The following is a 20,022-nucleotide window of genomic DNA, read 5'->3' on the forward strand; positions in this document are numbered from 1 at the left end:
TCAAAGTTATTAAAAGACCATCTTCCTTTGCACTAAGGACACTTTAACACGCATCTAAATACTTAGCGCATTAATAATTCAATGCAATAATAAATATAGAATTAATTCATTTAAATGTGATTAACGAAACTAAATTCTAATCAAACTTACAAAACTTAACGTCTAACGAATTTACTAATTCATAGCTGAGTTTAATTACATTAATACTACATACCTACTTAATTAGATTTATCTTATTAAATTTTAACTTTTTTATTTATTTTTAGAGGTTTATTGACTAACTTTTAAATTACAATAGTAACGTTACAAAAATAACAAAGGATGAACAAGTCACTCATGTTACAAAAAAGCCTTTCTAAGAAGCTACTAACAAGCGTTTTATCCGTTTATTTTTTGCTTACCTTCGTAGTGACTTGCGGACAGGTGCTTGCTGAATATCTCAATACTAAAGACTATATACGTGATGAATTAAGTACATTACAAAAAACCTTTAGTCGTAGCTTAACACGTGCAATTTGGGAGCTTAATACCAAGCAAACAATTACAACAGCAGAAGGTTTACTCGCCATTCCCATGATTGAAGGGATTATTGTTCGAGATGACAGCGGCGAAATTATTTCACAGTTAGGGCGCTCGCTCGACATACATAAGCTATATAACCAACAGTTAGTACAAGAAGAAGCAATTTTAGAAGACGCTAAATCCGGTCTGTTTGGTTACACCTTTCCACTTATTTTTGAATTTTCTGGCCGTGCTACCCAAGTGGGTGACGTTACCTTGTTTTCTAGCCGAGAAGTTGTTTTAAGCCGAATTATGGTATCAATCTACTTTTTGATTGGTAATGCGATGATTAAAACCACCTTTTTAATCATTTTATTTTTAATGGCATTTAGAAAGCTTCTTACAGATCCCTTAGCTGAGCTCACTGAGCAACTAGAAAACCTAGAATTAGATGAGCTAGAAGGACAACACATTGAAATAGAAACAGAGGAGCATAACGAACTAAAAGTAATGGAGCAGTCGTTTAACAAACTAATAGATAAAGTGGTTCAGTATAGGAAAGAGCTTGAGCACACCCAAAAAGAACTCATTATTAGTAACGAAAAACTCGATCATCACAACATACAACTTGAGCAAGACGTAGCCCGTAAAACATCAAACTTAAGCCAAGCAATGATGGAATTACAACAGCAAAAATACGAACTTGAAAAGCAAAAAATTGTGCTCACTGAAGAAATAGACTTGCGCCGCAGCACAGAGCAAGAGCTAATTACAAAACAAACTGAATCCCAACGTTATATAGAAGAATTAAGCCTTGCACAGGAACGTTTATTAGGCACAGAAAAAATGGCCGCACTAGGCGGACTTGTGGCGGGTATTACACATGATATAAACACCCCTATTGGGATAGGTGTAACGGCAATATCGTTTTTGCAAGAACGCTTAAATAAACTCGAAAGTGCTTATAGTGAAAAAACACTTTCACCAAAAGCACTAGAAGAATTTATTAACGAAGCAAAACAAAGTACAAGCTTGTTAACCACTAACTTAGATAGAGCCTCAGAGCTTATTGCTAGCTTTAAGCAAATAGCGGTCGATCAGGCCAGTGAAGCAGTAAGAACTATTAACTTTAAAGATTACACTAACGAAGTAATACGATCACTGCATCCAAAACTAAAAAAGACATCTCACACAATAAAATTAGAATGCCCTGATGATTTAGTTTTAAATTTACCTGCAGGTGCCATCAGCCAAATTTTTACTAACTTAATTATGAATTCACTGATTCATGGCTTTGAAGGTAAAAGCAACGGTGTGATGGATATCAAAATAAGTGCAGATGACACTAACTTGACGATTGATTACAAAGATGACGGTAACGGTGTTACCAGTGAGCAATTGAAAAAGTTGTTTGACCCATTCTTTACGACTAAGCGCGATGAAGGCGGAAGCGGATTAGGTACCCATATAATGTTTAATTTAGTTAAACAAACTCTTAGCGGATCTATTGATGCAACGAGTGAACCTGGCAAAGGTCTGCGTTACTATATTCAATTTCCAAAGAACATGGCTAAGCCAATGCCTATTTTTGAAAAATATGAATAAAAAAGTACATGCATTAAATTATTAGGGCGTGTTGATCTTTGGTGGTTGAATTTTCAGCAACATGTTTAGTTTTTACTTAGCCCACTAGGTTACAAACCTCGCGGCGCGATTTAATCTTCCTTGGATTGAACAAATTTCAATCCATAAATTTCAACACGCCCTAGTAACAAATCAGTCATTTCGAGATGCTGTTTTTATTGCTATGATTGGACAAATTTTTCAAATGGATCAATTCCCCTATGTGGTTTAGTAACCTTATTTGTTACCGCTTTAAGCAAGACGTTTCATACACCCAAGAAGATTTTGATAAAGCATTAGAGCAAGATTTATTTCGCCCATGTACTGGTCAAGAGCTTGCAACATTTGGTTGGACGAAAGCGTTTGGAAAGCATGGCGAAACACTATCGCATTTTTCTCAAAAAAGTATTTTAGTTTGCGCAAAACGTGAAGAAAAAGTACTCCCAGCTTCTGTTATCAACGAACTAGTTGCTGAGAAAATTGATCAGATAGAAGCCGAAGAAAACCGCCCTGTTAAAAAGAAAGAAAAAGACGAATTAAAAGAAAACATTCTTCATACTCTTCTACCCCAGGCATTTAAAAAGTCGAGCTTACAATTTGCCTTTATTGACCAAGAAAATGGCTGGGTGGTTGTAAATAGTGGCAGCTTTAATAAAGCTGAAGAGCTACTGGCACTACTTCGTAAATCGTTAGGAACGCTCCCAGTTGTACCTGCGTTTGCTAACTACGACCTAGATGTATTCTTAACTGATTGGTTAACTAACTTTAGTACACCAGAAGGCTTTGCTATTGGCTCTGACGCTGAGCTTGAAGAAGCTGACGATAGCGGCGCACAAGTAAAACTAAAAGGCCATGATCTGGCATGTGATGAGGTTAAATCGCACTTAGAAAGTGGTAAACGCGTAACTAAACTGGCACTTGATTGGCAAGAACGCCTTAAGTTTATGCTGCAAAACGATGGCTCTATCAAGCGTTTAAGCTACTCTGAAACTCTAAAAGAAGAGAACGCAGATATTCCTAAAGAAGATATGGCTTTAAAACTTGATGCTGACTTTATTTTAGCTTCTGAGGAAATAAAGCAATTACTTGAAGAACTAACGGCTGGCTTAGGTGACGTTGAAGATTTAGAAAAAGCGTAAATACCACCACAACCTACATAAATATTTAAACGCTTTGAAGCATTAAATAGAGCCATATATAAGCAGGTTGGTATAACAGATAAAAATCCGATAGCAGTTTACTGCTATCGGATTTTTTAATGGAATTTTAGAAGCACTTATTTATATATTTGTTATCCGCGAACAGAATTTAGCTAACGTTCGGCGTATTAAAACCTAAGGTAATCATCTTTCAGTAAGAGGTTACAGCATGGTTCAAAGGTAAGTTATGTAGAGTGATATGAGATTATCTGTACTCACTTCAAGCCGGACGGTACAAAATAAGTTTTGATTTTAATTAAAATCATTAACTTATTTCGTGCAGATAGCTCATTTTAGCTTTTAACGTCTTCAGCTTTAGGTTGGCGATATATTTTTATAATGTGGTATAAATTTACAAGCGACAATAAGCCGTTGGTAAAAATAACAGGTACTGCGCCAATGGCAACACCGTATGCAGTAAATACAATACAACCAAACATGTTGTACCAACGCAGTTTTACTACATCTGTCATTGTTAACGATGCAACCAATAAAGCTGATGCAATATAACCTAAATATTCCCAACTCAATTGTTCTCTCCTAGCCTTTAGGTTAGCATTACATGCACTGCTAACTTATGGCACTTATAAGTATTGCAAAGTTACAACAAAATAAAAAAGCTAACTTGCTTAAAAACCTGAAAAAGTTTGCCGGAAAATACCAGCAAATTCTTAAATCATTACACGGGAAATGAAGGTAAAATAATACTATTAGCAAAGCTAATAATATTAGTAGCAAGTTAGCGTAAATTCTTAGTGTCTTAATGCTAACGTCATTAAGATGTAATAAATAGGACAAATGTCCGAAGAGCACATTGATGTTTCAATACCATTTTTCTAGTTACCTTGTTGATCAGCTTTTAACCTTTGCCGGTAGTAGCTATCAACAATCAAAAAAAGAAGTTCTGATCCATCAAGATCAGCCTTTAAGCAAGCTTGTGCTTGTACGCAGTGGCACTGTGTCGTTTAGTTACGACGTAGGTAATGGACGACGCCTGCTGTTAGGACAATTGGATTGTAACAACACCCTTATTGGTGAAATAGAAGCGCTAAATAATAATCCGTGTATTTATACGGTAACGTGCTTTAGCGATGTAACTTATAATCTTATTGAATTAAGACATTGGCGTGCTCTGCTGCTTGAAAAACCAGAACTGAGTTTATACACCGCACAAACTATTGCGGCTAAATTTCAGGAAAACCAAAAAATCAATTTAGATAAGCTACTACTACCATTGAGCTACAACATAGCCAAAGATTGCTTACTAAGAGCCGAGAACAACAACCCTACGCTACTTAGAGCCTATCCAACTGTAAATGCTGAAGCCGAACGCTTTGCTACCACTGAGCGAGCTTACAGACGTGTTGTTACAGAACTTGTCGAAAAAGGCTTGGTACTTAGAAGTAACGATGGCTTACAAGCAGTCGATATACCAAAGCTAAGTGAATACGTAGATAGCTTTGCTCAACTTTAAGTTATTTAAAATTTACCCATAAAAAAAGGCCTTAACGGCCTTTTTCTATTTATACAAATTACTGATTACTTCTCTAGCAAAATGTCATGAATTTTCACAAGATCAGATTTGCCTGCAATAATTTCATCCGGTGTTAAACCCGATAGTTCATGCGGGAACACTAACCACTCTTCAGACTCATGAATATAATAATCTGGAACAGTGTCTACTTTTGAGTTTTTTGGCTTGTAGTACGGACATGCAATACGAATATCACGTGGCAAGTTTAAGCGCATAAGCTCTGAAAGCTTTTCTTTTAATGCAACAATACTACGACCAGAGTCAAATACATCATCAACAATTAATAATGAGTCGCCTGCATTTGCGTTCTCAACAATGTAATGCAAACCGTGGACTTTAATTTCTTTAGATTGTTTACCAATACCGTAATAAGACGATGTACGTACTGCAATGTGGTCAGTCTCAATGCCTTTATAATCGTAATATTCTTGAACAGCAATACCGATCGGTGCACCACCTCGCCAAATACCAATAATAAAATCAGGACGAAAGCCATCTTGGTATACTTGTGCCGCTACGCGGAACGAATCTTCAAGCAGCTGTTGAGCTGTGATGTAGCACTTATCTGACATAATTAGAAACCCCAGTGGTGGATATAAGATTTGAGCGCAGCTTAGAGTTAAGCAAAAATTAAACTCAAACAGGTATTGGCGACGGATTTTACCGCAAATGAAATAAAATTGCTTGCCTGTAAATTAAAAAATAGGCACCCAAAGGTGCCTATTTTTAGTGTAAAAAGCATAATTTAGTAAATATTATGCTTTTTCTTGTAGGGTACGAGCAACCGTACGCATACCTTGAGTTGTTGCGCCCGCTGCCCATTGGCTTGTACTGCCCATGTTAAAAGCAGCCGCTAAATCTATGTGCACCCAGCCTTTGCCATCGTTTGGCACAAAGCGTGATAAAAAGCCTGCAGCATTCGATGCACCGCCGTAACCGCCACCCTTTTGTGCACGGCTATTTGCCGTATCAGCATAAGGAGATGGGCAGTTTTGTTGATGCCATTTTTCAAGAGGAAGTGGCCAAGCAGCTTCCATTTCTTGAGATGCAAAACTTTCAACTTCACGTGCAAGTTCTTTATCAAGTGCAAATAATGCATTGTACTCTTGGCCAACAGCAACAAGCGCTGCTCCAGTTAGTGTTGCTGCATCAATGATAAGTGGAGCGCCAGTCTCTCCTGCTGCCATTAAGCCATCAGCAAGTACTAAGCGACCTTCAGCATCCGTGTTTACAATTTCAACTGTTGTGCCATTTTTGTAAGTAAGAATGTCACCTAGTTTGTATGCATGACCCGAAATTAAGTTCTCAGCACAACATAAAAACAGCTTAATACGTTTTTCAATACCACGGTTAATAGCCAATGCTAAACCTGCTGTTACTGTTGCAGCGCCGCCCATGTCGCACTTCATACCAAGCATACCTTCGCTTGATTTGATTGAGTAACCACCTGAGTCAAACGTAATACCTTTACCTACAAGCGCAGCACTTACTGGTGCATTTTCGTCGCCTGTTGGGTTGTAATCAAGCTCAAGCAATACTGGTGGGCGAACACTACCGCGACCAACTGCATGAATACCAATCCACTGTTGTTCTAGTAACGCATCACCTTTAATAATTTGGTAACTTACGTGTTCAGGCGCTAATGATTGAATAAACTCAGCTGCTTTTTCAGCTAGGCTTTCTGGGTAAATGTCATCGGCAGTACCGTTAACCATTTCACGTGCCCAAATTGCTGACGTTTTTAAGTGAGCAAGTTCTTTAATATCTGATTGTGCGTTATCAACAAACTCAACACCGTTTAATGATTTTGGTGTTACAAAGCCTTGGTAAAAAGCCCACTGGCTTTCTGTACACCAAGTATCACCTGCTAATTCAACATTTTTAACGCCTTGGCTTGCAATAGTACGGCCTGCTTTTTGAACATTTTTTAATGTGTCTTGCTCAGATAAATGAACAGTTGCACCGCGCTCGTTAAAAGACAATGACGCATTATCGCCCCAATGACTCGCTGCTGCTTGTTCGCTTAGTTGAACAACAAATTTTTCACTCATGTTAAAATTCCCTTGCACTTAAATGTGCCACCGAGTTTACTATAGAGCGCTTAAGTTCCCAACAGCTTGAGATAAATAACATAAATCACACTGCTGAGCAGTGTTTACGCTTTGGAAGTTATTATGAAGTACACGCCAACGCTGCAACCGGCCATATTATTAAAGCGTTATAAACGCTTTTTAGCTGATTTACAATTAAGTGATGGCAGCGAATTTACCGCCCACTGTGCAAATACAGGTAAAATGACGGGATGCGCTGAGCCAGGCTTTACTGCTTTTTATTCAACAAGCGATAACGCAAAACGAAAATACCCGCATTCATTAGAGCTTACGCAAAATAACTTATCGCAGCTTATTTGTGTAAATACAGCGGTAGCTAATAAAGTAGTAGAAGAGGCAATCAACAATAATGTGATAAGCGAGCTACTCGACTACAGTCAATTGCAAAGCGAAGTTAAGTACGGCAGCGAAAACAGTCGTATCGACTTTTTACTCACAGACGAAAATAAGCCCGATTGCTATGTAGAAGTTAAATCAGTCACATTATTAAGCGAAGATGCACCACAAAGCGGGCAAGGCTACTTTCCTGATGCGCAAACACTGCGCGGGCAAAAACATATTCGCGAACTAATAGAAATGATCGAACAAGGCCACCGAGCAGTATTACTGTTCGCTGTTTTGCATGAAGGAATAAATACCGTAAGTGCAGCTGCGCATATTGATAAAAAATACGCGATGTTATTAAGCCAAGCAATAATAGCCGGTGTTGAAGTATTAGCATACAAAGCCAAAATTTCAGCTAATGAAGTCTTACTTCATAAAAAAATAGCATTTATAGAATAGTGTAATAAAACAAGGGATTGAACTAAGCGTAATTTACAAAGTACTCTAATTAAAGAAAGTGGTAAAAAGTGAATTATAAAAATTAACTTGTTTTTAAAGCTTTTGCCCATATAACAAGGCAAGTTTTAGAAAGCGAATATGTGAATTAATTAAAAGTGTAAATAAACTATTAATACACTTTTTACTCAGTAAGCATGGTTGAAGCTAATTCGATTAATTAAAAATAAATTTGCCTAGTGTATAAGATTCTGTTATCTATACCGCCGGCTAATGCTGAGGCATTAAATTAAGGATTTAGGAGAGAGTTATGCCAGACCAAAAGAAACATGGTTTATTGGCTCAAGCCGGTTTAGAACCATATCAAGAAAAACCAGGCGAAGAGTACATGAATGAAGCACAACGTGCTCATTTTAGAGCAATTTTAGAGACTTGGCGTAACGATTTACGTAACGAAGTTGATCGCACTAAATCGCACATGCAAGACGAAGCTGCTAACTTTCCTGACCCAGTTGACCGCGCTGCACAAGAAGAAGAATTCTCTTTAGAACTTCGTACTCGTGACCGCGAACGTAAATTAATCAAAAAAATTGAAAAAACAATTAATTTGATTAAAGAAGATGATTTTGGCTTTTGTGAGTCTTGTGGCATCGAAATTGGCATACGTCGCTTAGAAGCACGTCCTACTGCCGATTTATGCGTAGACTGTAAAACACTTGCAGAAATCAAAGAAAAGCAATCTGGACGCGGCTAATTAAAACTTATTAGTTAGTTATGTCTCCCACAGCCGTTACTGCGCCTATGCGTAAATATCGCGGTCGTTTTGCACCGTCTCCTTCTGGGCCATTACATTTTGGCTCACTTGTAGCGGCTGTGGGTAGCTACCTAGATGCAAAAGCTAACCAAGGAAAATGGTTAGTTCGTATAGAAGACATTGACACTACGCGCGTGGTTAAAAACGCCGACTCCGATATTCTAAATACCTTACAAGCCTACGCCCTTTACTGGGATGAACCTGTTGTATATCAAACGCAGCGTCTGTCTTTATATCAAGATATTACCCACTCACTTTTAGAGCAAAATCTTGTTTATGGTTGTACCTGTACTCGCAAGCAAATAAAGGCCATTGGCGGTATTTATCAGGGGCATTGCAAAGCACTTAATCATCATACTCAATCCGGCGCACTTCGTTTAGTTCAGCAACATCCAACGACCCAATTTAGTGATTTAATTCAAGGTGATATATCGGTAAATAGTGCATTATCCCACGAAGATTACTTAATTAAACGCAGTGACGGTTTATTTGCATATCAACTTGTTGTAGTCGTCGATGATATTGATCAAAAGATTAATCGAATCGTAAGAGGCGCAGATTTAATTGAACCAACAGCACGGCAAATTAGTTTGTTTAAACAACTCGACAGCCCTGTACCTGAATTTGCTCATTTACCTTTAGCGGTTGCCAAACCCGGTTTTAAACTATCTAAACAAAATTATGCCCCCGCCATTTGTAAGCAAAATCCAAAGCCTGCTTTAATTAGCGCTTTTGAATTTTTAGGGCTACCTGTTATAGCTGATTTAAGCGACTTAAATATAGAACAATTAATCGATTGGGGAATTAAAAACTTTAGCTTAAAACAGGTCCCCCAAGTATCCGAAATACAAATTTCTCAACATCCACATAGCCAGAAAGTCCAATTTACACATTTAAGTAAATAAAATAGCTAAAAACGGCTTAATTTCAACACATCAACTTAATTTTTAAACCCTGCTGGTATATGATAGCCGCCTAAATATATGCTAATTACGTCAAACAGCTTGTACTGGGTTATAACCGCCCTATTTGCTGTAACTTTTGATTGCGATGCAGAGTCAATCACACCTTCTAGGAGACAGACTATTATTTCCAAGCTTTTTCAATTTTGCCGACAAATAATCGGCCCGAATACAAGTGCACAAAGCGCTTCTGTAAGCAGTGAACCTATTGTTGTCACTCGTGGTGAGCATGGTATTTCTCGCAAACAATTTAGCCCAAATGCAATCAAAGTATTATACCGCTTAAAAGACGGTGGCTACGATGCCTACCTTGTTGGTGGTTGTATTCGCGATATATTGTTAGGCCAACAGCCAAAAGATTTTGACGTAGTTACTAATGCAACTCCAGATCAGGTAAAAAAACTATTTAGAAACTGTCGCCTGATAGGTCGTCGCTTTCGTCTAGCACACATTGTATTTGGCCGTGAAATTATCGAAGTGGCAACAATGCGTGGCCACCACGAAGCGCAAGAAGACAAAAATCAAATAAGCCAATCAAGCAATGAAGGTCAATTACTACGTGATAACGTATTTGGCAGTATCGAAGAAGATGCAGAGCGCCGCGACTTTTCAATCAACGCACTTTATTACTCAATTAAAGATTTTAGTATTCACGACTACGCTAACGGTTTAGCGGCAATTAAAGCTAAACAAATCGAGCTTATTGGCGACCCTGAAACGCGTTACCGCGAAGACCCTGTTCGTATGTTACGTGCAGTACGTTTTGCCACTAAGCTTGATATGAGCATTGCGCCTAAAAGTGAAAAGCCAATTAGCGAGCTTGCAAGCTTGCTTGACAACATTCCGCCAGCACGTTTATTTGAAGAAATTCTTAAGCTATTTTTAAACGGCAAGGCCGAAGCTAACTTTTTAATGCTGCGTAAATACGGCTTATTCCGCTCACTTTTTCCTGAACTTGATAAAATTTTAGATAAAAACCCAAGTGGCTTAGAGCACACGCTTATTCAGCAAATGTTTCAAAATACCGACAAGCGTATTAATGCCGATAAAAAAGTAACACCGGCGTTTATTTTTGCTGCCCTACTTTGGTTCCCACTGCTTGAGCGCACTAAAAAAATTCAAAGCCAAGAGCAACTATCTGAATACGATGCTTTCGCACAAGCAATGAATAAAGTACTAAGCGATAATTCACAGCATATAGCTGTTCCTAAGCGTTTTACTTTAGGTGCTCGCGATATTTGGCATATTCAGCACCGCTTAGATAAACGTGCTGGCCAACGTGCATACAGGCTAACGCAACAGCCTCGCTTTAAAGCCGCTTACGACTTTTTATTATTACGCGTAGATGCAGGCGAAACTCAGCATACAGAGCTTGCTCAGTGGTGGACACAATACTTAAGTAAAGATATAAACGGCCAAAAAGAGATGGTTAAAAGCTTAGGTCATCAAGGTGGTCCTAAGCCGCGAAAGCGCCGTCGCCCTACTAAAAAGCCAACTGAGTAATAACATGCATTGTGTTTATTTGGGTTTAGGTGCCAACCTAAACTCACCAAAAGAGCAGCTTGATAACGCGATAATTGCGCTTAAAAAGCTGCCTAATTGTGAATTTGTAAACGTATCGCATTACTATGCAAGTAAGCCTATGGGCCCACAAGATCAACCAGACTATATCAATGCCGTAGCCTGTATTAAAACGACCCTTGATCCAGAGCAATTACTTGATTTAACACAAAGTATTGAGCTTGAGCATGGTCGAGTAAGAAAAGCTGAGCGTTGGGGTCCACGCACACTTGATATCGATACCCTATTATTTGATGATCAAATTATAAATACGGCGCGCTTAACCGTGCCTCATTATGGTTTGAGTGATCGCGAGTTTGTGGTTTACCCACTATTAGAGCTTGCACCTGAACTTATTTTACCTAGCGGCATTGCATTAAAAACCATTGCAAATAACTTACCGCTCAACGACTTACAACAATTACCTCTGTAATTAACCTAGGCTTTTGCCTGCGAGGATATTATGTCTAAAATAACCGTTTCTACTTTAAATAAAATGAAAGCAGAAAATAACAAAATTACTGCATTAACAGCCTACGACGCTAGTTTTGCAAAGTTATTTCATGATAACGGCGTTGAAGTTATTTTAGTGGGCGACTCATTGGGCATGGTACTACAAGGCGGCGATGACACCCTTGGCGTAACAAATCAAGATATTGCATATCATACCCGCTGTGTACGCGCTGGTAGCCGCGAATTATTTGTAATTGCTGACTTACCTTTTATGACCTACTCAAGCGTTAGTGATACCTGTAAAAATGCAGCTGAGCTTATGCGCGCTGGCGCAAACATGGTTAAACTTGAAGGCGGAGAGTGGCTTTACGAGAGCATTAAAGCACTCACTCAACAAGGTATCCCAGTTTGCGGGCATTTAGGCCTTACACCACAGTCAGTTCATGTATTTGGTGGCTTTAAAATACAAGGTCGCGAAGAAGATAAAGCACAAAAAATGATTGATGACGCGAAAGCACTTGAAGCTGCTGGCGCGCAATTATTAGTACTTGAGTGTATTCCAAGTGCCCTGGCAAAACGCATTACAGACGCTCTAAGTATCCCAACTATTGGTATTGGTGCAGGCAGCTTAACTGACGGCCAAATACTGGTAATGCATGACCTGGTTGGTATTTCGGCAGGTTACATTCCTAAATTTTCTAAAAACTTTTTGCTCGAAACAGGCAATATGCCTGCAGCCGTTCAAAAGTATTGTACAGATGTTAAAAGTGGCGCATTTCCAAGCGCTGAACATGAGTTTAAATAATGCAATCAATAACTGAAATCAGATCGTTACGTAGTCAAATTAAAGCATGGCGCCAAGCAGGTCTTAGCGTGGCACTTGTGCCAACAATGGGCAACTTGCACCGTGGGCATTTTTCGCTAGTAGAGAAAGCAAAAAACTTGGCCGACAAAGTCGTTGTAAGTATTTTTGTAAATCCAATGCAATTTGGTGCTAACGAAGATTTAGATAACTATCCTCGTACGCTAAACGAAGACAAACAAGGCCTTGCTGAATTAGGCACTGATATTGTATTTACCCCAAGTGTAGAAACAATCTACCCTAACGGACTAGGTGCACAAAGCTTTGTAGATGTGCCTGACATTTCATTAGGCTATTGCGGCGGCTCACGTCCAGGTCACTTTAGAGGCGTTGCAACAATCGTGACTAAGTTATTTAACTTAGTGCAACCAGATTACGCCTGCTTTGGTGAAAAAGATTTTCAGCAATTACAAGTAATCAAAACTATGGCACGCGACTTATCAATTCCGGTTGAAGTTATTGGTGTACCTACAATGCGAGAAGTTTCTGGCCTTGCTATGAGCTCACGTAATGGTTACTTATCTGATGATCAAAAAGCGACTGCAACCGTATTATTTAAAGCCCTTAATACGTGCGCTGAGCAACTTAAAAGTGGCGAGAAAGACTTTGTAAAACTTGAAAGCTTAGCTAAACAAAGTTTAGAGCAAGCAGGCCTAAAACCAGACTATTTTGAGATTGCTCAACGAGATACATTAAAAACTGCTACAATCGAAGATACTCAATTTGTTATTTTAGCCGCAGCCTATTTTGGTGGTGTTAGATTGATCGACAATATCCAAGTCGAAATTTAATATTATTGCGACTCCATTTTAAGGATAAGAAGCATGCACACTTTAATAAAAACAAGCGTAGTCGCCCTTACTTTTGCACTATTGGCAGGTTGTCAAAACCAAGTTGAAAACCCTGAAATGAATCAGTGTGCTCAACAAAACTACCAGTGTGAAACTAGTTGTGAACAGCAAACAACTGCTGAAGGCTTAAAGCAACAAGTATGCTCTGGAAAATGTGTTGAGAGCTATAATCAATGTAAAGCACAAGCCGAAAAATTAGGTAATATTTAATTCCTAAAAGTTTTTAGTTTTAGGCACAAAAAAACCGCTCAATGAGCGGTTTTTTATTGCTTATAGTTTATCATACCAATTTTATTAAAAACATGACCATTCTAGCGTATTAAATAACTCACTAACTACGTTAAAAATTATTTATATAGAACAACTATGTATCATAATTTTAGCCTTGTTATTGCGCTATTTTCTTATCGCTATAATAACTCACTAATTTAATGCAATTGGTATTAGTTCAAACCAAGCTTCTTAAGTTCTGTTTCTACTAGCTTTGCAGAAAGTGGTACATAACCATCTTTTTCTACAATTTGCTGACCATCTTTTGAAAGTACCATTTTTAAGAATTGCGCTTCCATTGGAGACAACGGCTTGTTTGGGTGCTTATTCACATAAAGGTATAAAAAGCGAGATAATGGATATTTGCCTTGTGCAACGTTATCAAGTGTTGCATCAACAAAGTTATCGCCTTTTTTAGCTAGCGGTACTGTACGTACGCCCGATGTTTTATAACCAATACCTGAGTAACCAATTGCATTTAATGAAGATGAAATTGACTGTACTACTGATGCAGAACCCGGTTGCTCATTTACGTTATTACGGAAATCACCTTTACAAAGTGCTTTCTTTTTAAAGTAACCATACGTACCTGATACTGAGTTGCGTCCGTAAAGTTGCACATCTTTAGCTGCCCAATCACCTGTTAGACCAACATCGCTCCAGCGGTTAACTTGCTCTGGTGCGCCACATTTTCGAGTAGATGAAAAGATAGCATCTACTTGGTCAATACGAAGACCTTCAATTGGGTTATCTTTATGTACAAATACAGCAAGTGCATCAATAGCTACGCGAACTTCAGTTGGCTTATAACCGTAACGTTTTTCGAACGCTTCGATTTCTTTAGATTTCATTTTACGGCTCATTGGACCTAGGTTAGCTGTACCTTCGGTAAGTGCCGGTGGAGCAGTAGAAGAACCTGCTGCTTGAATCTGAATATTTACATTTGGGTAAATACGTTTGTACTCTTCAGCCCAAAACGTCATCATGTTGGCTAAAGTGTCAGAACCTACTGATGAAAAGTTGCCTGAAACACCACTAATTTTTTGATACTCAGGAATATTTTGGTCTAGAGCAACTGCTTGTGCAGATACGAAAGTTGTAACAGCCACACCCATTGCGGCAACTAAGTTTTTAAATTTCATGTAGAGTTCTCCGGTTTGTTCGTTCCATTTTCTAACTGCTGCCCACTCTAAAGTGAGTACATGACAGTTACATTACTCTTAAATGACACTTTTATGACTTGACCTATTAGCTTAATTATTTAGTCAGCGAAACTATCTTATCTATTGAAAATTCAAAAGAAAAACACGATCCTTTGTTAACTTCACTGCGAATATTTAATTTACTATCATGGCGAGTTAACACATGTTTTGTTATAGCGAGCCCTAAGCCTGAGCCACCTGTTGTTCTACTGCGAGCTTTATCAACACGATAAAAACGCTCAGTTAATCGGTTAATATGCTCAGGCGCAATACCATCACCATTATCGGTAACACTAAAACACGCTTTATTGTTTTTGCGCTGCCAGCATACTTCTACTTTACCGCCTGGTTTTGTGTAATGAATCGCGTTGAATACTAAATTAGAAAACGCACTACGCAGTTCATCCTCAGAGCCTTTAATATCAAGGGTTTTATCAATATCAAAAATAAGTTCGTGGCCTTTGTCTTGATTAATTGAGTTTGCTTCAGTGTGAATATAACCAAGTAATTGCGGCACATTTATAGCTTTATCATTGTCTTGGCGACGAGCACCTTCAATACGCGAAAGCGATAGTAATTGGCTGACTAAGCTATCCATGCGCTTGCATTGTTCAAGCATAGTATTTTGCGCTTTGTTCCACATTGCTGGCGGCGGCATCATGTCGCCATCCATCATCTCAAGATACCCTGTAACCACTGTAAGCGGTGTACGTAGTTCATGCGACACATTGGCTACAAAGTCTTTACGCATCTGTTCAAGCTGTTTTAAGCGCGTTACATCACGTACCACAACCATAAGTTGCGTACTTGCATATGGCATTACCCTAAACTCCAGCACCTGCTCAATACTGTGACCGTTATCCAGCTCAAGCGCATCGTCAAATTCGCCTTTGTGCATGTATTTAGCAAACTTAGGTTCGCGAATTAAATTATCAAGGCGCTGACCATGATCGGTAGGCCACTGCAAACCAAGCACTTTAAGGGCTAATTGATTACACCACACAATACTTAAATCGTTTTGTAATACCACAACCGCATCAGGTACCGCTTCAGCCCCATCGCGAAAGCGACGAATTAAATCTGCAAGCTCATTACGTTTTTTACGATTACGATGCTGGAGATGATAAATACCTTCAAACACTTGCTCCCATGCACCCTCACCCTCTGGCGGATTAAAGCTGCGTTGATTAAGTAGCCAATCGCTCAAACGATAAAGTTGATGGTAGTGCCAAATAAGGAGGGAAAAAGATCCTAAAAATAAAAGCAAAAATGGCGCGCCAACCAGCACACCAATTAATAGTAAGGGTAAAAAATAGATAAACAGGCGCTTTACTAACGCCTGCTTATTAACAACTCGATACATACACTCACTTTACCTTAGAGTAGTAATACATGCGTATTTTACACATTAGCTAAGCTTTAAGCTGATCACAGCTTACTTGAAAAACGATACCCAGCGCCACGTACTGTTTGCACCAAACGGTCATGTCCAAGTGGGCCAATTGCTTTACGCAGGCGACGAATGTGAACATCAACAGTGCGATCTTCTACGTAAACGTTAGTTCCCCACACATGATCAAGCAGTTGTTCACGGCTATAAACACGCTCTGGGTGAGTCATAAAAAAGTGCAGTAATCTAAATTCGGTTGGCCCCATATCAAGCTCGTTACCTTCTGAGGTAACACGATGAGAAATAGGGTCTAAACGCAGGCCATGTACTTCAATAGCTTCTTCTAATGAGGTTGGCGATACACGGCGAATAACCGCTTTAATACGTGCCATAAGCTCTTTAGGAGAAAACGGCTTGGTGACGTAATCATCTGCACCTACTTCAAGGCCGCGTACTTTGTCTTCTTCTTCGCCGCGAGCTGTAAGCATAATAATTGGGATTTGGCGGGTGTGTTCGTTTTGCTTAAACTTTTTAGCAATTTGAATACCGCTTCCACCTGGTAACATCCAATCAAGTAAAACCATATCTGGGTAAGGTTCAACCATAGCTGCAATAGCAGAGTCGTAATCTTCTGCTTCAATTGCTTGAAATCCATTTTGCTCTAAAACAAAAACCAACATCTCCCTGATAGGAGCTTCGTCATCTACGACTAGTACTTTACGTGACATTCCAATTTATCTCTTACGCTATCGAATTAGTTTTCATTATTATGACTAAGTATGACATTTTTATGAAAGTGTAACGTGTAAATTAAAATGGTGGTAAAAAAAACACAAATTAGTGACAAAAAACCTCATTAACGTCATATTTTTAAAACCTTTTTAATATTTAACGTAATAAAAAGAGATTTACGATAAATTTATGTAATAGCTAACTTTTTAAAATTATCTTTTTTGTATCGCTATTTAAACCACTAAACAATATTAAACTAGCTGGGATCATTGTTTTACTAACCAAGACATTTTTACAGATCGATCGTTTAAAAGTAGCTTTAAAGCCCTTTTAAAATCAACAAACCCGCCTGTGTAACAAACAATACGCTCAAAAATAGATCTAAATTTTACTAAGCTCCAAATAAAGGATCAGATTTTTACCAAGCCGATCAACCCTCAGATCAGAGTTGTACCTAGTCAAAGCCATAAGTTGTTGATTGTTTATACAAATAAATAACGATCAAATTATCTCAGAACCTATATATAGCATTAAAGTGTATTTGGCTTAGTAAAGTAATGATCCGAAAAAGGCTGTGTTAGTAAATGCGTGATCCCAAAATTCCGCGTTGGTAATGCAGTGATCTGATCAAAAAACCGTAATCTGTAATATAAAAAGGGCTGACATTAAAAAAGCCAGTAACAAAGTTACTGGCTTAGATGATCAATTATAAATTGATCTATTATCTAATTTTAGGGTCTAGTTCGCCGCTTAAGTATTTAAGGTGCATTTCATCAAGTGAAATTGGCTTAATTTTACTAGCCTGACCAGAAGTACCAAACGAGTTATAGCGTGCAACGCAAATCTCTGTCATTGCTTTTGTAGCTTCAGCTAGGTATTTACGTGGATCAAAGTTAGATGGGTTAAGCGCCATATGACGGCGAATTGCACCGGTAGATGCTAAACGTAAATCGGTATCAATATTTACCTTGCGAACACCAAACTTAATGCCTTCAACAATCTGCTCAACTGGCACACCATAAGTTTCTGGAATTTCGCCACCGTACTGATTAATAATTTCTAACCATTCTTGAGGAACTGAAGATGAGCCATGCATCACTAAGTGCGTGTTAGGAATACGGGCATGAATCGCTTTAATACGATCAATCGCTAAAATATCATCTGTTGGTGGGCGAGTAAATTTATAAGCACCGTGTGAAGTACCGCAAGCAATTGCAAGTGCATCAACGTGTGTTTTATTTACAAAATCAGCCGCTTCTTCAGGGTCTGTTAGCATTTGATCAGTTGTTAATAACCCTTCTGCGCCAACGCCATCTTCTTCGCCAGCTTCACCTGTTTCAAGTGAACCAAGTACACCTAGCTCGCCTTCAACCGATACGCCACAGGCATGCGCCATCGCAACAGTTTCGCGCGTTACTTCTACATTGTATTCGTAGCTTGAAGGGGTTTTTCCGTCGCTCATTAACGAGCCATCCATCATTACTGATGAAAAACCAAGCTGAATTGAACGCTGACACACACCTGGCGATGTGCCGTGATCTTGATGCATTACAACTGGGATATGTGGCCATTCTTCAACGGCTGCTAAAATCATATGACGAATAAATGGAGCACCAGCATAAGCACGTGCACCAGCTGATCCCTGAACGATTACTGGGCTGTTTGTTTTGTCAGCCGCTTCCATTATTGCGCGCATTTGCTCTTGATTGTTAACATTAAAAGCAGGTACGCCGTAACCATGCTCTGCTGCATGATCTAAAAGTTGTCGCATACTGATTAAAGCCATTGGGTATTCTCCAATTTATCGACAGTAGTTCCCTACCATCTAGTTTGAACGGATGTGTTAGTTTGGCGTTATAACAACGCCACGAAAAACCACTGCTTTGCAGTAATATTCCGTCTAAATTAACGACTAAATTAGGGTGAGAGGTATTTAGTAATTAATTGTCGGTGAGGGCTATTACCCCCTCACCTTACGCCACTAAAATTACTTAGCGCGCGACTCTAGCATTTCAACTGCTGGAAGTATTTTGCCTTCTAAAAACTCTAAGAACGCACCACCACCAGTAGAAATATAAGATACTTTATCGGCAATGCCGTATTTATCGATTGCGGCTAAGGTATCACCACCACCGGCGATTGAAAACGCATTTGAGTTAGCAATTGCTTGTGCAATAGCACGAGTACCATTACCAAACTGGTCAAACTCGAACACGCCAACAGGGCCATTCCATACAACAGTGCCTGCATTTGCAATAATTTTTGCAAGCTTGCTCGCTGTATCAGGGCCAATATCAAAAATCATATCATTGCTTGTTACTTCGCTTACATCTTTAAGCGTAGCTACAGCAGATTCAGAAAACTCATTACCAACTACTACGTCAGTCGGTACCGGAATTTCACCATTATTAGCAATCGCTGCTGCACATAAACGATTCGCTTCATCCATTAAATCAGGTTCGTAAAGCGACTTACCAACTGGGCTACCTGATGCAGCAATAAAGGTATTTGCAATACCGCCGCCGGTAACTAATTGGTCAACAATTTTAGAAAGTGAATCTAAAACGGTGAGCTTAGTAGATACTTTAGAACCACCAACAATCGCCACTAATGGACGAGCTGGATTATCAAGTGCTTTGCCTAACGCTTCGAGCTCAGCCGATAACAGCGGACCTGCACATGCAACATCGGCAAATAAGCCAACGCCATGGGTAGATGCTTGTGCACGGTGAGCCGTACCAAATGCATCCATTACATATACATCACACAGTGCAGCTAGTTGCTTAGATAACGCTTCGTCGTTTTTCTTCTCGCCTTTGTTAAAGCGCACATTTTCAAAAACAACCACTTCGTTATCAGCAATATCAACACCGTTTAGGTAATCTTTTTCTAAACGTACAGTTTGCTCTAGGGCATCGTTTAAGTAATTAGCTACAGGTGCAAGCGAAAACGCTTCATCGTATTCCCCTTCCGTAGGACGGCCAAGGTGTGACATAACCATTACTTTAGCGCCTTTTTCAAGGGCTAGTTTAATAGTAGGTAGTGCTGCACGAATACGCGCATCTGACGTCACTTTACCTGCTTTAACTGGTACATTTAAATCTTCACGAATTAATACGCGTTTGCCGTTTAAATCTAAATCTGCCATTTTTATGACCGACATGAACATCTCCTTAGT

19 protein-coding genes are annotated in these 20,022 nt (G+C 39.0%); 11 read left to right on the forward strand and 8 right to left on the reverse strand.

The annotated features are described in order from the left end of the window. The first annotated feature begins 336 nt into the window (after nt 1-336). Both H5087_RS16790 and rdgC read left to right on the forward strand, forming a co-directional pair. Nucleotides 337-2,106 (forward strand): sensor histidine kinase, encoded by a 1,770-nt coding sequence (locus H5087_RS16790; protein ID WP_182672773.1) that lies wholly within the window; start codon nt 337-339, stop codon nt 2,104-2,106. Nucleotides 2,107-2,345: 239 nt separating this feature from the next. After that, nucleotides 2,346-3,263 (forward strand): recombination-associated protein RdgC, encoded by a 918-nt coding sequence (gene rdgC, locus H5087_RS16795; protein WP_002962662.1) that lies wholly within the window; start codon nt 2,346-2,348, stop codon nt 3,261-3,263. 353 nt (nt 3,264-3,616) lie between these two features. Here rdgC and H5087_RS16800 read toward each other — a convergent pair whose 3' ends face one another. Further along, a complete protein-coding gene (locus H5087_RS16800; RefSeq protein ID WP_149594066.1) occupies nt 3,617-3,853 on the reverse strand; it encodes a YgjV family protein in 237 nt (78 codons plus the stop codon). Between the two features lie 287 nt (nt 3,854-4,140). Between H5087_RS16800 and H5087_RS16805 the strand changes: the two genes are divergently transcribed. Then, entirely contained in the window at nt 4,141-4,797 is a 657-nt protein-coding gene (locus H5087_RS16805) for a Crp/Fnr family transcriptional regulator (protein ID WP_002962665.1), read from the forward strand. 65 nt (nt 4,798-4,862) lie between these two features. Here the strand turns inward: H5087_RS16805 and H5087_RS16810 are convergent, their stop codons facing one another. Continuing rightward, nucleotides 4,863-5,429 carry a phosphoribosyltransferase gene (locus tag H5087_RS16810; protein ID WP_002962666.1) on the reverse strand — a complete coding sequence of 189 codons (567 nt, stop codon included), beginning with the start codon at nt 5,427-5,429 and terminating at the stop codon, nt 4,863-4,865. A 183-nt stretch (nt 5,430-5,612) separates the two neighbouring features. After that, nucleotides 5,613-6,908 carry an aminopeptidase PepB gene (pepB, locus tag H5087_RS16815; protein WP_002962668.1) on the reverse strand — a complete coding sequence of 432 codons (1,296 nt, stop codon included), beginning with the start codon at nt 6,906-6,908 and terminating at the stop codon, nt 5,613-5,615. A 123-nt stretch (nt 6,909-7,031) separates the two neighbouring features. On the opposite strand from pepB, the gene sfsA reads away from it, so the two are divergent. The 8 genes from sfsA to H5087_RS16855 all read left to right on the forward strand — a co-directional run bounded on the left by sfsA (nt 7,032) and on the right by H5087_RS16855 (nt 13,460). Beyond that, nucleotides 7,032-7,751, forward strand: coding sequence for a DNA/RNA nuclease SfsA (sfsA, locus tag H5087_RS16820; RefSeq protein WP_182672774.1), 720 nt, complete (start codon nt 7,032-7,034; stop codon nt 7,749-7,751). 307 nt (nt 7,752-8,058) lie between these two features. Then, on the forward strand, nt 8,059-8,502 hold the full coding sequence (dksA, locus tag H5087_RS16825; protein WP_149594063.1) for an RNA polymerase-binding protein DksA: 444 nt from the start codon (nt 8,059-8,061) through the stop codon (nt 8,500-8,502). Nucleotides 8,503-8,522: 20 nt separating this feature from the next. Further along, nucleotides 8,523-9,467: a tRNA glutamyl-Q(34) synthetase GluQRS gene (gene gluQRS, locus H5087_RS16830; protein WP_182672775.1), complete on the forward strand. Its 945-nt coding sequence runs from the start codon at nt 8,523-8,525 to the stop codon at nt 9,465-9,467. Nucleotides 9,468-9,545: 78 nt separating this feature from the next. Further along, a complete protein-coding gene (gene pcnB / locus H5087_RS16835) occupies nt 9,546-11,027 on the forward strand; it encodes a polynucleotide adenylyltransferase PcnB (RefSeq protein WP_206013271.1) in 1,482 nt (493 codons plus the stop codon). 4 nt (nt 11,028-11,031) lie between these two features. Next, entirely contained in the window at nt 11,032-11,517 is a 486-nt protein-coding gene (gene folK, locus H5087_RS16840; protein ID WP_002962677.1) for a 2-amino-4-hydroxy-6-hydroxymethyldihydropteridine diphosphokinase, read from the forward strand. 30 nt (nt 11,518-11,547) lie between these two features. Next, nucleotides 11,548-12,342, forward strand: a complete 795-nt coding sequence (gene panB, locus H5087_RS16845; RefSeq protein WP_182672776.1) for a 3-methyl-2-oxobutanoate hydroxymethyltransferase — start codon at nt 11,548-11,550, stop codon at nt 12,340-12,342. Beyond that, nucleotides 12,342-13,190, forward strand: coding sequence for a pantoate--beta-alanine ligase (gene panC, locus H5087_RS16850; protein ID WP_138489570.1), 849 nt, complete (start codon nt 12,342-12,344; stop codon nt 13,188-13,190). Before panB ends, panC begins: the two co-directional genes overlap by 1 nt. Nucleotides 13,191-13,223: 33 nt before the next feature. Next, nucleotides 13,224-13,460, forward strand: coding sequence for a hypothetical protein (locus H5087_RS16855; protein ID WP_165744073.1), 237 nt, complete (start codon nt 13,224-13,226; stop codon nt 13,458-13,460). Between the two features lie 233 nt (nt 13,461-13,693). Here H5087_RS16855 and H5087_RS16860 read toward each other — a convergent pair whose 3' ends face one another. The 5 genes from H5087_RS16860 to H5087_RS16880 all read right to left on the reverse strand — a co-directional run bounded on the left by H5087_RS16860 (nt 13,694) and on the right by H5087_RS16880 (nt 20,007). After that, nucleotides 13,694-14,662, reverse strand: coding sequence for a PstS family phosphate ABC transporter substrate-binding protein (locus H5087_RS16860; protein ID WP_002962686.1), 969 nt, complete (start codon nt 14,660-14,662; stop codon nt 13,694-13,696). A 115-nt stretch (nt 14,663-14,777) separates the two neighbouring features. Next, the gene (gene phoR / locus H5087_RS16865) at nt 14,778-16,085 is read right to left on the reverse strand and encodes a phosphate regulon sensor histidine kinase PhoR (protein WP_002962688.1); all 1,308 of its coding nucleotides are present in this window, start codon (nt 16,083-16,085) and stop codon (nt 14,778-14,780) included. Between the two features lie 65 nt (nt 16,086-16,150). Beyond that, a complete protein-coding gene (gene phoB / locus H5087_RS16870; RefSeq protein WP_006791869.1) occupies nt 16,151-16,840 on the reverse strand; it encodes a phosphate regulon transcriptional regulator PhoB in 690 nt (229 codons plus the stop codon). A 725-nt stretch (nt 16,841-17,565) separates the two neighbouring features. Further along, the gene (gene fba, locus H5087_RS16875) at nt 17,566-18,630 is read right to left on the reverse strand and encodes a class II fructose-bisphosphate aldolase (protein ID WP_002961523.1); all 1,065 of its coding nucleotides are present in this window, start codon (nt 18,628-18,630) and stop codon (nt 17,566-17,568) included. Between the two features lie 201 nt (nt 18,631-18,831). Further along, on the reverse strand, nt 18,832-20,007 hold the full coding sequence (locus H5087_RS16880) for a phosphoglycerate kinase (protein WP_182672777.1): 1,176 nt from the start codon (nt 20,005-20,007) through the stop codon (nt 18,832-18,834). Between the last annotated feature and the right edge of the window lie 15 nt (nt 20,008-20,022).

The sequence above is a fragment of the Pseudoalteromonas sp. SR43-7 genome, assembly GCF_014163785.1.
Taxonomy (GTDB): domain Bacteria; phylum Pseudomonadota; class Gammaproteobacteria; order Enterobacterales; family Alteromonadaceae; genus Pseudoalteromonas; species Pseudoalteromonas distincta.

Coding starts and splice junctions, on each gene's coding strand:
- gluQRS (WP_182672775.1), top strand. CDS start 8,523: ATGTCTCCCACAGCCGTTACTGCGCCTATGCGTAAATATCGCGGTCGT.
- phoR (WP_002962688.1), bottom strand. CDS start 16,085: ATGTATCGAGTTGTTAATAAGCAGGCGTTAGTAAAGCGCCTGTTTATC.
- rdgC (WP_002962662.1), top strand. CDS start 2,346: ATGTGGTTTAGTAACCTTATTTGTTACCGCTTTAAGCAAGACGTTTCA.
- folK (WP_002962677.1), top strand. CDS start 11,032: ATGCATTGTGTTTATTTGGGTTTAGGTGCCAACCTAAACTCACCAAAA.
- H5087_RS16805 (WP_002962665.1), top strand. CDS start 4,141: ATGTTTCAATACCATTTTTCTAGTTACCTTGTTGATCAGCTTTTAACC.
- panB (WP_182672776.1), top strand. CDS start 11,548: ATGTCTAAAATAACCGTTTCTACTTTAAATAAAATGAAAGCAGAAAAT.
- fba (WP_002961523.1), bottom strand. CDS start 18,630: ATGGCTTTAATCAGTATGCGACAACTTTTAGATCATGCAGCAGAGCAT.
- H5087_RS16860 (WP_002962686.1), bottom strand. CDS start 14,662: ATGAAATTTAAAAACTTAGTTGCCGCAATGGGTGTGGCTGTTACAACT.
- pepB (WP_002962668.1), bottom strand. CDS start 6,908: ATGAGTGAAAAATTTGTTGTTCAACTAAGCGAACAAGCAGCAGCGAGT.
- sfsA (WP_182672774.1), top strand. CDS start 7,032: ATGAAGTACACGCCAACGCTGCAACCGGCCATATTATTAAAGCGTTAT.
- dksA (WP_149594063.1), top strand. CDS start 8,059: ATGCCAGACCAAAAGAAACATGGTTTATTGGCTCAAGCCGGTTTAGAA.
- H5087_RS16790 (WP_182672773.1), top strand. CDS start 337: ATGTTACAAAAAAGCCTTTCTAAGAAGCTACTAACAAGCGTTTTATCC.
- phoB (WP_006791869.1), bottom strand. CDS start 16,840: ATGTCACGTAAAGTACTAGTCGTAGATGACGAAGCTCCTATCAGGGAG.
- H5087_RS16810 (WP_002962666.1), bottom strand. CDS start 5,429: ATGTCAGATAAGTGCTACATCACAGCTCAACAGCTGCTTGAAGATTCG.
- panC (WP_138489570.1), top strand. CDS start 12,342: ATGCAATCAATAACTGAAATCAGATCGTTACGTAGTCAAATTAAAGCA.
- H5087_RS16855 (WP_165744073.1), top strand. CDS start 13,224: ATGCACACTTTAATAAAAACAAGCGTAGTCGCCCTTACTTTTGCACTA.
- H5087_RS16880 (WP_182672777.1), bottom strand. CDS start 20,007: ATGTCGGTCATAAAAATGGCAGATTTAGATTTAAACGGCAAACGCGTA.
- pcnB (WP_206013271.1), top strand. CDS start 9,546: ATGCTAATTACGTCAAACAGCTTGTACTGGGTTATAACCGCCCTATTT.